Below are 12,409 nucleotides of genomic sequence, written 5' to 3' on the forward strand. Positions count from 1 at the left end.
TGGTGTGGAATTGCAGCTGGCGGTGGGTGAGGCGCAGATTCAGTTGCTGCAAACGCAGTTGGCGGATTTGAGTCGGGGGCGGATTCTGCTGCAGCGTTAACAGCATGGCTGCGATCTTTTGGGGCGACCCCGAAATGCCTTATTCCCCAGAGTTGCCCACATCCGCTGTGCACCCAACTGTGGATAACCTGAGCACATACCGCTGTAACCCTTCTGTCACGTGGCTTTGCGCGGTTTGTTCACTTTTCGTTCAATCCTCGCAATGAAACGGAAATTTCACGCAGAAACAATCAGTTAGCCGTGTTTATCGCCATTGGAAGAAAGCACCACCGTGCTTATGCCTCGGCGGGAAGCTTGCGCACAAATACTGTGGAGCAACCTGTGGATAACCCGTTCATGGCTGGCGCAGTCGCAGGTTCTGCATAGCTCCCACGCAATTGTTCGTTTTTTGATCAGTTGCCAGCGGGCAAAACTGGAGCCGGATCAACGGCTTTGCTCTGCATTGGTGCCAGGCAACACTGCGATTTGCCGGCGAATGCTCTGCCCAAGGTGCCTTGATGCAGCGGCACCGGCGGTTCCTGACTCAATGGCCAGGAAATTGCTTTATCCACAGGCACAACTCCAAGCCAGTCGAGCCTGTCATGCCTATCGCGCCTCCCCTCCCGCGCCTGCAACTGCGCCATATCAGCAAACGCTACCCCGGTTGTCTGGCCAACGACGCCCTTGATCTCACGATCGCCCCCGGAGAAATCCATGCGCTGCTCGGTGAAAACGGCGCCGGTAAGAGCACGTTGATGAAGATCATCTACGGCGTCACCCAGGCCGACGCCGGCGAGATGCACTGGCACGGTCAGCGCGTGACCGTGCGCAACCCGGCGCAAGCGCGGCAACTGGGGATCGGCATGGTGTTCCAGCATTTCTCGTTGTTCGAAACCCTCAGCGTGGCGCAAAACATTGCCCTGGCAATGGGCGCGAAGGCCGGCACGCCGAAACAGCTGGAGCCGAAGATCCGTGAAGTCTCACGGCGCTACGGCATGGCGCTGGAGCCGGAGCGACTTGTCCACAGCCTGTCGATCGGCGAGCGACAACGGGTGGAGATTGTGCGCTGCCTGATGCAAGACATTCGCCTGTTGATCCTCGACGAACCGACCTCGGTGCTGACACCGCAAGAAGCCGACGACCTGTTTGTCACCCTGCGCCGCCTCGCGGCCGAGGGCTGCAGCATTCTGTTTATCAGCCACAAACTCGCGGAAGTGCGCGCCTTGTGCCACAGCGCCACAGTGTTGCGCGGCGGCCGCGTGGCCGGGCATTGCGTACCGGCCGAATGCTCGGATCAACAGCTGGCGCAACTGATGGTGGGCGAGGCGGCGGCGTTGATCGGCGACTACCCGAAAGTCAGTGGCGGCGCGGCGTTTTTACAGGTGGCGGGCTTGAGCTGGCACAACCCGGACCCGTTCGGCTGCTCACTCAGCGATATCGACGTGCAAGTGCGCAGCGGTGAAATTGTCGGCATCGCCGGGGTGGCGGGCAATGGGCAGGATGAACTGCTGGCCCTGCTCAGCGGTGAGCACACCCTGCCCCGCGCCGAGGCCGCGACGATTCGGTTTGGCGAACACGCGGTCGCCGATTTACGCCCGGATGCACGACGCAAACTCGGTCTGGCATTCGTCCCTGCCGACCGTCTCGGGCATGGCGCGGTGCCGGAACTGAGTCTGGCGGACAACGCCCTGCTGACGGCGTTTCAACGAGGACTGGTCAGTAACGGCTTGATCGCGCGCGGCAAAGTCGAAGCCCTCGCTCAGCAGATCATTCAGCGTTTCGGCGTGAAAACCCCGGATACCCAAACCGCTGCGCGCAGCCTGTCCGGCGGCAATCTGCAGAAATTCATCATCGGTCGGGAAATCCTCCAGCAACCGAAGCTGCTGATTGCCGCGCACCCGACCTGGGGCGTGGATGTCGGCGCGGCCGCGACGATCCACCGTGCGCTGATCGCGTTGCGCGATGCCGGTGCGGCGATTCTGGTGATCTCCGAAGACCTCGACGAACTGTTCCAGATCAGCGACCGCCTCGGTGCATTGTGCGGGGGACGCCTGTCAGCCCTGCACAACACGGCGGACACTTTATTGAGCGATGTCGGCGGCTGGATGGCCGGCCAGTTCGATAATCCCCCTTCATCCGCCACGGCTTAACGGAGTTATTCACATGCTGCTTTCCCTCGAACCCCGTGGCCAGCAATCGCGCCTGATGCTGTGGTGCTCGCCGCTGTTGGCGGCGCTACTGACACTGGGCTGCGGTTCGCTGCTGTTTATGGCCCTCGGTCATGATCCGCTGCACACCTTGCACACCCTGTTGATTGCACCGGTCAGCGACCTGTATGGCGTCTCCGAATTGCTGGTCAAGGCGTTGCCGATTCTGCTCTGCGCACTCGGGCTGGCCGTGGCTTATCAGGCGCGCATCTGGAACATCGGTGCCGAAGGTCAACTGTTGCTTGGCGCACTCGCCGGCAGTGCGTTGGCGGTGAACATCATCGACATGCAAAGCCGCTGGGCGCTGGTGCTGATCCTGCTCACCGGCACCCTCGCCGGTGCCGCGTGGGCCGGGCTGACCGCGTGGTTGCGCACGCGCTTCAACGCCAATGAAATCCTCACCAGCATCATGCTCAATTACATCGCGCTGAACCTGTTGCTGTTCTGTGTGCACGGGCCGCTGAAGGATCCGGCCGGGTTCAACTTTCCCGAGTCGGCGATGTTCGGTGACGCCAGTCGTCTGCCGTTGCTGATGGAGGATGGCCGTGTACATGCCGGGGTGTATTTCGCCCTGCTCGCGTTGGTCGCGGTGTGGGTGCTGTTGAAGAAAAGCTTTGTCGGCTTCCAGATCAAAGTGCTTGGGCTGGACAAGCGTGCAGCGGGGTTTGTCGGTTTTCGCGAGAAACGGCTGATCTGGCTGGCGCTGTTGATCAGCGGCGGTTTGGCCGGGCTGGCCGGAGTCTGCGAAGTGACCGGGCCGATCGGTCAACTGGTGCCACAGGTGTCGCCGGGGTATGGCTACGCGGCGATTACCGTGGCGTTTCTCGGGCGCCTGAATCCAATCGGCATTCTGTTCTCCAGCCTGCTGATGGCGCTGCTGTACATCGGTGGCGAAAATGCGCAGATGACCCTCAACCTGCCGCAAGCGATCACCCAGTTGTTCCAGGGCATGATGCTGTTTTTCCTGCTCGCCAGTGACGTGCTGATTCTCTATCGGCCACGCCTGAAACTGCGCTGGGCACGGCGCACCTCGACCACTGCCGTAACCGCCGGAGCGCTGTGATGGACATTGATCTGCTGAGCAATATTTTCTACGCCATGGTGCGTTGCGGCACCCCCCTGTTGTTGGTGGCGCTGGGTGAACTGATCTGCGAGAAGAGCGGCGTGCTCAACCTCGGCCAGGAAGGGATGATGCTGTTTGGCGCTGTCATCGGTTTTATCGTGGCACTGAACAGCGGCAACCTGTGGTTGGGTGTGTTGCTGGCGATGCTCGCCGGCATGCTGTTGTCGTCGCTGTTTGCCCTGGTGGCGCTGGTGTTCAACGCCAATCAGGTAGCGACCGGCCTGGCCCTGACGATTTTTGGTGTGGGACTGTCGACGTTTGTTGGTGCGGCCTGGGTCGGTAAACCACTGGCCGGCTTCGAGCCGTTGGCGATTCCGTACTTGAGTGAAATTCCGCTGATCGGGCGGATGCTGTTTGCCCAGGATCTGCTGGTGTACCTGTCGTTCGCCCTGTTTGCGCTGGTGGCCTGGGTGCTCATCAAGAGTCGTGTCGGATTGATCATTCAGGCAGTCGGCGAAAACCCGGATGCCGCCAGTGCAATGGGTTTGCCGGTACTGACCGTGCGCACCCTGGCGGTGCTGTTCGGCGGGGCGATGGCCGGGTTGGCCGGGGCGTATCTGTCGCTGGCATACACGCCGATGTGGGCCGAGAACATGACCGCCGGGCGCGGCTGGATCGCCCTGGCACTGGTCGTGTTTGCCAGTTGGCGGGTGTGGCGCCTGTTGCTCGGGGCTTACCTGTTCGGCCTCGCCAGCATCCTGCACCTGGTGGCGCAGGGGCTGGGGCTGGCGATTCCGTCGAGTCTGCTGGCGATGCTGCCGTATGTGGCGACGATTGTGGTGTTGGTACTGTTGTCGCGCGATGCGGTGCGGACTCGGTTGTATGCGCCGGTATCACTGGGGCAGCCTTGGCAGGCCGGCCATTGATTAGTGTGTGAGCGGGCCTCTTCGCGAGCAGGCCCGCTCCCACATTTTCCGCGCCCGACTCAGGAATGTGAGGTGATACCCATCTCCTGCGGGAGCGAGCCTGCTCGCGAAGACTTACTCACAGGCAACACCTGAGCAATACCCCACGCCAGTTCAAGGACCAGAAAACCTACCACCAACGAACTGGCGCCGTGGGCCAAGGCATACGCCAGCCACGCGGCGAACAGAAATCGCGTCACCGCGTCATAGCGCCCATAAATCTGCTGCGGATCACGAATCCGCAGCACCGCCCACATGCACACCACCGAACCGAACAAATTAGCCATCAACCGATGCACAGGTTCGAACGGCGGCAGCTCGCCGGGCAGATCCAGCGCCTGACTCAGCGCCGTCAATAACCCATGCAACACAGCAAAACTCCACGGTGTGACAAACGCCGCCGTCACGATCAAGTCATACCAGGCACTGCCGCGCACCAACTGCCGATACTGCGTTGAAGTCCACATCATCCTTGCTCCGAAAATTCAGGGAGCAACCACGCTAAAGCCTGGAGTATGCTCCAGGGTCAAACACTTTCGAGATCTGCAAGATGCGCATCGGTGAGTTAGCCCAGGCCTGCGATGTCAGTCGTGACACGTTGCGTTTTTACGAAGAGCGCGGATTGATCGCGGCACGACGCAGCGCCAACGGTTATCGCGACTATCCGCCGGAGATGGTGCAACTGGTGCTCTACATCAAAACGGCGCAGCGCCTGGGCTTTACCCTCGGCGAGATCGGCAGCAGCGTTGGCGCGTTGTGGCAATCGCCAAACCCCGATATTACTGTCACGCAACTGCTGCAAGACAAGCTCAAGTTGGTCGAAACCCGCATGGCCGAGCTCGGCGAGCTGCGCCACGAATTGCAGCATCGGCTCAGTCAACGCTGTCCATTGAACCCGTGATCTTTCAACTTTCAAGGAACGCCCATCATGTCCGCACTTTATCCTGCCAAGCACGCACTGATCATCGGCGCCTCCCGGGGCCTCGGCCTGGGCCTGGTGAAAACCCTGCTGGCCGACGGTTGGCAAGTCACCGCCACGGTTCGCAATCCTGCGAACGCCGAGGCGCTGAAAGCACTGGGCAACGTGCAGATCGAAAAGCTCGACATGGATGATCAGCAAGCCGTGATCGCCCTGAGCCAACAGCTCAAGGGCGAAACCTTCGACCTGCTGTTCGTCAACGCCGGGGTCAAAGGCCCGGAGGTGCAGACCCCGGGTGGCGCGACACTGGCCGAAGTCGGCCAGTTGTTCTTCACCAACGCGGTGGCGCCGATCAATCTGGCGCAACGCTTCGTCGGGCAGATCCGCGACGGCAGCGGTGTACTGGCATTCATGAGTTCCGGGCTGGGCAGCGTCACCGTACCCGACGCGCCGGAACTGGCGTTGTATAAAGCGAGCAAGGCCGCGCTGAACTCGATGACCAACAGTTTCGTCACGCAATTGGGCGAGCAGAAACTCACGGTGCTGTCGCTGCACCCGGGCTGGGTGAAGACCGAGATGGGCGGTGAAGGTGCCGACCTTGACGTGGACACCAGCACGCGTGGGCTGATTGATCAGGTGAATGCGTACACCGGCAAGGGTGGGCATCACTTCATCAACTACAAGGGTGAAACCATTCCCTGGTGAGCAAAGCAAATCCTGTGGGAGCCGGGCTTGCCCGCGATGACGGCGTGTCAGTCTCCGCATGAGGTGGCTGATCCGCCGCCATCGCTGGCAAGCCAGCTCCCACAGGGATGTGAGTTGTCCTGTCGGGTTGGGCTTGCCCGATGCCGCGATTTGTTTGAAACTGCGCGCCTCGTCCTTCGCGGCGACCCTGGATCAGCAGACAGGGCAACACTGAGCTGGCAACCCTGAACCCCACTTTCAGAGGAGCCGGCAACATGCCCGCGACCCGTACCTGGTTAAAAAATCCCCTCGCCATTTTCACGGCCAATGCGCTCGATGCCCGTGGCGGTCTGGTGCTGCAAGACGGCGTGATCGTCGAAGTGCTGGTAGCCGGTCAACAACCGTCCGCGCCGTGCAATGAAGTGTTCGATGCCCGCGAGCATGTGATCCTGCCGGGCCTGATCAACACCCACCATCATTTCTATCAAACCCTGACGCGCGCCTGGGCGCCGGTGGTCAATCAGCCGCTGTTCCCGTGGCTGAAAACCCTGTACCCGGTGTGGGCGCGGCTGACCCCGGAAAAACTCGCCCTCGCGACGAAAGTGGCGTTGGCCGAGCTTTTGCTGTCGGGTTGCACCACCGCCGCCGACCACCACTACCTGTTCCCGGACGGTCTGGAAAACGCCATCGACGTGCAAGTCGAAACCGTGCGTGAACTGGGCATGCGCGCCATGCTTACCCGTGGCTCGATGAGCCTCGGCGAAAAGGACGGCGGCCTGCCACCGCAGCAAACCGTGCAGGAAGGCCAGGTGATTCTCGACGACAGTCAGCGCCTGATTCACGAGTACCACGAGCGTGGCGACGGTGCGCAAATCCAGATCGCTCTGGCGCCGTGCTCGCCGTTCTCGGTAACCCCGGAAATCATGTCGGCCAGCGCCGAACTGGCGAACAAGCTCGACGTGCGCCTGCACACACACCTGGCGGAAACCCTCGACGAAGAAGACTTCTGCCTGCAGCGCTTCGGCCTGCGCACCGTGGATTATCTGGACAGCGTCGGCTGGCTCGGCCCGCGCACCTGGCTGGCCCACGGCATCCACTTCAACCCGGACGAAATCGCCCGCCTCGGCCAGGCCGGCACCGGTATCTGCCATTGCCCGAGCTCGAACATGCGCCTGGCGTCCGGCATCTGCCCGAGTATCGACTTGACCGATGCCGGTGCGCTGTTTGGTCTGGGCGTAGACGGCTCGGCCTCCAACGATGCGTCGAACATGATCCTCGAAGCGCGGCAGGCGCTGTACATCCAGCGTCTGCGCTACGGCGCGGAAAAGATCACCCCGGAACGCGTGCTGGGCTGGGCAACCAAAGGCTCGGCAAGCCTCTTGGGGCGTACCGACATTGGTGAACTGGCGGTGGGCAAGCAAGCGGATCTGGCATTGTTCAAGCTCGATGAGCTGCGTTTCTCCGGCAGCCATGATCCGGTTTCGGCACTGTTGTTGTGCGGTGCGGACCGCGCGGATCGGGTGATGATCGGTGGCAAGTGGCGCGTGGTGGATGGTCAGGTCGAAGGGTTGGACCTCAAAGGCCTGATCGCTGATCACAGCCAGGCGGCTCGGCAGTTGATCGCCGGGACCTGATCCCAAGCGGGTTAAACCCTGCAGGGGTGAGCCTGCTCGCATTTGCGGTGTATGAGGTATGAATATCTCGACTGACACTCAGCTATCGCGAGCAGGCTCACTCCTGCAATTGTTTTGTGGTGGGCTTAGAGGCCCAACAGCGACAACATGATGAAGGTCGCAAACAGCACAAAATGGGTCATGCCTTCGATGGCATTGGTCTCGCCGTCATTCAGGTTGATCGCGCTGACGATCAGCGTGATGAAGATCATCACCGTCTGCACCGGGGTCATCGCCATTTGAAATGGCTGGCCGGTGTACAGCGCCATCGCTTCCATCACCGGCACAGTCAGGATCACCGTCGACAGTGACGCCCCCATCGCAATGTTCACCACCGATTGCATGCGGTTGGCCAACGCCGCACGCAACGCAGTCAAAATCTCCGGCGCCGCCGAAATCGCCGCCACCAGAATCGCCGTGATCACGGGCGGTGCGCCTGTGCCTTCCAGACCCAGATCGAGGGTCTTGGACATCACTTCGGCCAGCGCGCCGATCACCACCACCCCGAACACCAGAATGCCGATCGACCACGCCAGGCTCAGCGGTTTCTGCGCCTCCTCCACCGGCTCTTTCTTGCGGCGCTTGTCCGGGTAGCTGTAGCTGAAAAAGTAACTGTGCGGGCCCACCTGCATACGCAGGAACAACGCGTAAAGCACCACCATCGCGCCGATGGTGAACGCCGAATAAATCTTCCAGTTGGCCGCCGGAATAAACTCCGGCACCACCATCGAAACGCCCATGGCGGTGAGGATCATCACGCTGTAGCTGCGCGCCGAATCGTCGTTGTACGACTGCTCGCCGTGCTTGAGTCCGCCCATCAACGCGGCGAGGCCGAGGATGCCGTTGATGTCGAGCATCACCGCCGAATAGATCGTGTCGCGCACCAGTGTGGCCGACGCCTCGTTGCTCATCATGATCGCCAGAATCACCACTTCCACCAGCACCGCGGCGAGGGTCAGGATCATCGTGCCGTAGGGGTCGCCGACTTTTTCCGCGAGCAGTTCGGCGTGATGGGCGACGCGCATCGAGGCGGCGACGATGAAGGCGATCAATACCAGGCCAGACATCAGCGCGACGATCTGGCCGCTGTGCAGCATCCAGTGTTCCAGCGGGTAGGCGATGCACGCGGCAATCACCGCCAGCAGCAGAAAGCTTTCTTGCTTGAGAATCGTGAGCATGGCGGGCCTTTTTGCCGAGAGGTTCGAATGAGCTACTGACTGCGGCGCGGCGCTAACGTTTCGTTACACCTTAGCGCACCAACTGATAGCGGTACTTTGGCAGGTGCACTTTTATTGGCCTTGCAGGCCCTGTCGCGATCAGGCTCACGCCTACAGAGGAATGCGGTCCCCTGTAGGCGTGAGCCTGCTCGCGATGGCCTTCATACAGATTCGAGCCGTTTGTTGTCCTATTGGTCAGCAATTTGCATTGCCCTCGACCACACACAACAAAAGGAGCTCCAATTCATGCAAATACGTCCGCTGCACAAACTGCTGTGCGCCGCCATCGGTCTGGGGATCAGCCTGACCGCCAGCGCTGCCGATCCGCTGAAGGTCGGTTTCGTCTACATCGGCCCGATCGGCGACCACGGCTGGACGTATCAGCATGAACAGGGGCGCAAGGCCCTCGCCGAAAAACTCGGCGGACAAATCACCACCAACTACGTGGAAAACGTCGCCGAGGGGGCCGACGCCGAGCGGGTGATCCGCAACATGGCCAAGGACAACTACGACCTGATCTTCACCACCTCGTTCGGCTACATGAACCCGACGCTGAAAGTCGCCAAACAGTTTCCCAAGGTGACCTTCGAACACGCCACCGGCTACAAGCAGGACAAGAACCTCGGCACCTACCTCGCGCGTACTTATGAAGGCCGTTATGTCGGTGGCTTCCTCGCCGCGAAGATGACCAAGACCAAGAAGATCGGCTACGTCGCCTCGTTCCCGATTCCCGAAGTGATCCGCGACATCAACGCCATCCAGTTGGCCCTGAACAAGTACAACCCCGGCACCGAAATCAAGGTGGTGTGGGTCAACTCGTGGTTCGATCCGGGCAAGGAAGCCGATGCCGCCAACGCGCTGATCGATCAGGGCGTGGACGTGGTGTTTCAGCACACCGACAGCCCGGCGCCGATCCAGGCCGCCGAGCGGCGCGGCGTATACGCCGTGGGCTACGCCTCGGACATGGCGCACTTCGGCCCGAAAGCGGTGCTGACCTCGATCGTCAACGACTGGGCGCCGCACTACATTCAGGCCACGCAAAGCGTGATCGACCACACGTGGAAGTCGCAGGATTATTGGGGTGGATTGAAGGAAGGCACCGTTGAACTGCCGATCAGCGACCTGGTGCCGGCCCCGGTGAAGGCCGAGGCCGAGCAGATCATCGCCGACATCAAGAGCGGTGCATTGCAGCCGTTCACCGGGCCGATCAAGGATCAGGCCGGCGTGGAGAAAATCCCGGCGGGCGTGAGTGCGACCAATGCCGAACTGGCGTCGATGAACTACTACGTTGAAGGGATGAAGGCCGAGATGCCGAAGTAACTTTTACTAACGACACGGACCCTGTGGGAGCTGGCTTGCCAGCGATGAGGCCATCACATTCGACATCATTGTTGCCTGTCAGACCGCTATCGCTGGCAAGCCAGCTCCCACATTTGAGCTTCAGCGTATTCAAGGATTGCGTATGGATCAGCTTCCGATCATCGACATCAGCCCGCTCTACTCCAACGACGAAAACGCCTGGCCCGCCGTGGCCGGGCACATCGACCAGGCCTGCCGCGAATGGGGCTTCTTCTACATCAAGGGCCATCCGATTTCCACGCAACGCATCGCCGCCCTGCTCGATCACGCGCAGCGCTTTTTTGCACAACCGGCCGAAGAAAAACTCAGGATCGACATCACCCAGACCCGCCATCATCGCGGCTACGGCGCTATCGCCACCGAGCAGCTCGACCCGGACAAACCCAGCGACCTCAAAGAAACCTTCGACATGGGCCTGCACCTGCCAGCGGAACATCCCGACGTGCTCGCGGAAAAACCGCTGCGCGGGCCCAATCGCCATCCGGCGCAAGCAGGCTGGGAAGCCTTGATGGAGCAGCATTACCTCGACATGCAGGCGCTGGCGCAAACCCTGTTGCGGGCGATGACCATTGCGCTGGGCATCGAGCGTGATTTCTTCGACTCGCGCTTCAATGAGCCGGTCAGCGTGCTGCGCATGATCCACTACCCGCCGCGCCACACCGCCAGCAGCGCCGAGCAGCAAGGCGCCGGGGCGCACACCGATTATGGCTGCATCACCCTGCTCTATCAGGACAGCGCCGGCGGCCTGCAGGTGAAAAACGTCAATGGCGACTGGATTGATGCGCCGCCCATCGAAGGCACCTTCGTGGTCAACCTCGGCGACATGATGGCGCGCTGGAGCAACGACCGTTATCGCTCGACACCGCACCGGGTGATCAGCCCGCTGGGGGTGGATCGCTACTCGATGCCGTTCTTCGCCGAGCCGCACCCGGACACCCGCATCGAATGCCTGCCCGGTTGCCAGGACTCACAACACCCGGCGAAATATCCGACCACCACCTGCGCCGAATTCCTGCTGTCGCGCTTTGCCGACACCTACGCCTATCGTCGCGAGCCGGAAGCGGTCTGATGGATCGCTTGGTCAGGTTTTGCCAATTGTTTCGGCGAGCATCTGTAGAATGCCGTCATTGCACCTGATGAGAAAAGCATATGTACGACTGGCTCAACGCCTTGCCCAAGGCTGAACTGCACCTGCACCTGGAAGGCTCGCTGGAGCCCGAGCTGCTGTTCGCCCTAGCCGAACGCAACAAGATCGCCCTGCCGTGGAGCGACGTCGAAACCCTGCGCAAGGCTTACGCCTTCAACAACCTGCAGGAATTCCTCGACCTGTATTACCAGGGCGCCGACGTGCTGCGCACCTCCCAGGATTTCTACGACCTGACTTGGGCCTACCTGTTGCGCTGCAAGGCGCAGAACGTGATTCACACCGAGCCGTTCTTCGACCCGCAGACCCACACCGACCGGGGCATCCCGTTCGAAGTGGTGCTCAACGGTATCGCCGCGGCGCTGAAGGATGGCGAGCAGCAACTGGGCATCACCAGCGGCTTGATCCTCAGTTTCCTGCGCCACCTGAGCGAAGACGAAGCACAGAAAACCCTCGATCAGGCGCTGCCGTTCCGTGACGCCTTCGTTGCCGTCGGCCTCGACAGTTCCGAGATGGGCCACCCGCCAAGCAAATTCCAGCGGGTGTTCGACCGTGCTCGCCACGAAGGTTTCCTGACCGTAGCCCACGCCGGTGAAGAAGGTCCGCCGGAGTACATCTGGGAAGCGATCGACCTGCTGAAAATCCAGCGCATCGACCATGGCGTGCGCGCCATCGAGGACGAGCGCCTGATGCAGCGGATCATCGACGAGCAGATCCCGCTGACCGTGTGCCCGCTGTCGAACACCAAGCTCTGCGTGTTCGATCATATGTCGCAGCACAACATCCTCGATATGCTCGAGCGTGGGGTGAAGGTCACGGTGAACTCCGATGACCCGGCGTACTTCGGCGGTTATGTCACCGAGAACTTCCAGGCGTTGCACGAACACCTGGGCATGACCCAGGATCAAGCCAAGCGCCTGGCGCAAAACAGCCTGGATGCGCGTCTGATAAAACCGTAAACCTCAGCGCATAACCCTTTGCAGGAGTGAGCCTGCTCGCGATCGCGTCGTATCAGTCGAAACATCTGTATCTGACACACCGCCATCGCGAGCAGGCTCACTCCTACAATTGGATTTGTGTTCAGCCTGCGACTTGGGTTTCAGTCAGCTCCTCCAGCGTCTTGCCCCGCGTCTCCATCC

General features: G+C 61.1%; 11 protein-coding genes and 1 pseudogene. 10 read left to right on the forward strand and 2 right to left on the reverse strand.

Annotation, left to right across the window (positions count from 1 at the left end):
• From DBR24_RS31675 to DBR24_RS07455, 4 genes and pseudogenes are all read left to right on the forward strand, one after another.
• Nucleotides 1–100: pseudogene (locus tag DBR24_RS31675) on the forward strand (thymidylate synthase); the annotation flags it as partial.
• A 541-nt stretch (nt 101–641) separates the two neighbouring features.
• Nucleotides 642–2,189, forward strand: coding sequence for an ABC transporter ATP-binding protein (locus tag DBR24_RS07445; RefSeq protein ID WP_128614366.1), 1,548 nt, complete (start codon nt 642–644; stop codon nt 2,187–2,189).
• 13 nt (nt 2,190–2,202) lie between these two features.
• Nucleotides 2,203–3,309 (forward strand): ABC transporter permease, encoded by a 1,107-nt coding sequence (locus DBR24_RS07450; RefSeq protein ID WP_128614367.1) that lies wholly within the window; start codon nt 2,203–2,205, stop codon nt 3,307–3,309.
• Entirely contained in the window at nt 3,309–4,235 is a 927-nt protein-coding gene (locus DBR24_RS07455; RefSeq protein WP_123471136.1) for an ABC transporter permease, read from the forward strand. Before DBR24_RS07450 ends, DBR24_RS07455 begins: the two co-directional genes overlap by 1 nt.
• Before the next feature lie 59 nt (nt 4,236–4,294).
• Here the strand turns inward: DBR24_RS07455 and DBR24_RS07460 are convergent, their stop codons facing one another.
• Complete coding sequence (locus tag DBR24_RS07460; protein WP_128614368.1) at nt 4,295–4,741, reverse strand: hypothetical protein; 447 nt, start codon at nt 4,739–4,741, stop codon at nt 4,295–4,297.
• Nucleotides 4,742–4,824: 83 nt separating this feature from the next.
• On the opposite strand from DBR24_RS07460, the gene DBR24_RS07465 reads away from it, so the two are divergent.
• From DBR24_RS07465 to DBR24_RS07475, 3 genes are all read left to right on the forward strand, one after another.
• The gene (locus tag DBR24_RS07465; protein ID WP_128614369.1) at nt 4,825–5,175 is read left to right on the forward strand and encodes a MerR family transcriptional regulator; all 351 of its coding nucleotides are present in this window, start codon (nt 4,825–4,827) and stop codon (nt 5,173–5,175) included.
• 27 nt (nt 5,176–5,202) lie between these two features.
• On the forward strand, nt 5,203–5,898 hold the full coding sequence (locus tag DBR24_RS07470; RefSeq protein ID WP_128614370.1) for an SDR family oxidoreductase: 696 nt from the start codon (nt 5,203–5,205) through the stop codon (nt 5,896–5,898).
• A gap of 254 nt (nt 5,899–6,152) precedes the next feature.
• Nucleotides 6,153–7,511, forward strand: a complete 1,359-nt coding sequence (locus DBR24_RS07475; RefSeq protein ID WP_128614371.1) for an 8-oxoguanine deaminase — start codon at nt 6,153–6,155, stop codon at nt 7,509–7,511.
• A 125-nt stretch (nt 7,512–7,636) separates the two neighbouring features.
• Here the strand turns inward: DBR24_RS07475 and DBR24_RS07480 are convergent, their stop codons facing one another.
• Entirely contained in the window at nt 7,637–8,728 is a 1,092-nt protein-coding gene (locus DBR24_RS07480; protein WP_128614372.1) for a calcium:proton antiporter, read from the reverse strand.
• 285 nt (nt 8,729–9,013) lie between these two features.
• Here DBR24_RS07480 and DBR24_RS07485 point away from each other — a divergent pair, with 285 nt between their 5' ends.
• The 3 genes from DBR24_RS07485 (at nt 9,014) to DBR24_RS07495 (ending at nt 12,229) form a co-directional block, all read left to right on the forward strand.
• Complete coding sequence (locus DBR24_RS07485; protein WP_128614373.1) at nt 9,014–10,087, forward strand: BMP family ABC transporter substrate-binding protein; 1,074 nt, start codon at nt 9,014–9,016, stop codon at nt 10,085–10,087.
• A gap of 142 nt (nt 10,088–10,229) precedes the next feature.
• Nucleotides 10,230–11,195: a 2-oxoglutarate and iron-dependent oxygenase domain-containing protein gene (locus DBR24_RS07490; RefSeq protein ID WP_128614374.1), complete on the forward strand. Its 966-nt coding sequence runs from the start codon at nt 10,230–10,232 to the stop codon at nt 11,193–11,195.
• A gap of 80 nt (nt 11,196–11,275) precedes the next feature.
• Nucleotides 11,276–12,229 (forward strand): adenosine deaminase, encoded by a 954-nt coding sequence (locus DBR24_RS07495; protein WP_128614375.1) that lies wholly within the window; start codon nt 11,276–11,278, stop codon nt 12,227–12,229.
• Nucleotides 12,230–12,409 lie beyond the last annotated feature (180 nt).

Origin of the sequence: Pseudomonas sp. HMWF006, from assembly GCF_003061205.1 — a bacterium.
GTDB lineage: Bacteria > Pseudomonadota > Gammaproteobacteria > Pseudomonadales > Pseudomonadaceae > Aquipseudomonas > Aquipseudomonas monsensis.

What these genes read in the sequence shown, in the direction of transcription:
- DBR24_RS07455 (WP_123471136.1), top strand. Translation starts at nt 3,309, where the DNA reads ATGGACATTGATCTGCTGAGCAATATTTTCTACGCCATGGTGCGTTGC.
- DBR24_RS07490 (WP_128614374.1), top strand. Translation starts at nt 10,230, where the DNA reads ATGGATCAGCTTCCGATCATCGACATCAGCCCGCTCTACTCCAACGAC.
- DBR24_RS07485 (WP_128614373.1), top strand. Translation starts at nt 9,014, where the DNA reads ATGCAAATACGTCCGCTGCACAAACTGCTGTGCGCCGCCATCGGTCTG.
- DBR24_RS07470 (WP_128614370.1), top strand. Translation starts at nt 5,203, where the DNA reads ATGTCCGCACTTTATCCTGCCAAGCACGCACTGATCATCGGCGCCTCC.
- DBR24_RS07450 (WP_128614367.1), top strand. Translation starts at nt 2,203, where the DNA reads ATGCTGCTTTCCCTCGAACCCCGTGGCCAGCAATCGCGCCTGATGCTG.
- DBR24_RS07460 (WP_128614368.1), bottom strand. Translation starts at nt 4,741, where the DNA reads ATGTGGACTTCAACGCAGTATCGGCAGTTGGTGCGCGGCAGTGCCTGG.
- DBR24_RS07495 (WP_128614375.1), top strand. Translation starts at nt 11,276, where the DNA reads ATGTACGACTGGCTCAACGCCTTGCCCAAGGCTGAACTGCACCTGCAC.
- DBR24_RS07445 (WP_128614366.1), top strand. Translation starts at nt 642, where the DNA reads ATGCCTATCGCGCCTCCCCTCCCGCGCCTGCAACTGCGCCATATCAGC.
- DBR24_RS07480 (WP_128614372.1), bottom strand. Translation starts at nt 8,728, where the DNA reads ATGCTCACGATTCTCAAGCAAGAAAGCTTTCTGCTGCTGGCGGTGATT.
- DBR24_RS07475 (WP_128614371.1), top strand. Translation starts at nt 6,153, where the DNA reads ATGCCCGCGACCCGTACCTGGTTAAAAAATCCCCTCGCCATTTTCACG.
- DBR24_RS07465 (WP_128614369.1), top strand. Translation starts at nt 4,825, where the DNA reads ATGCGCATCGGTGAGTTAGCCCAGGCCTGCGATGTCAGTCGTGACACG.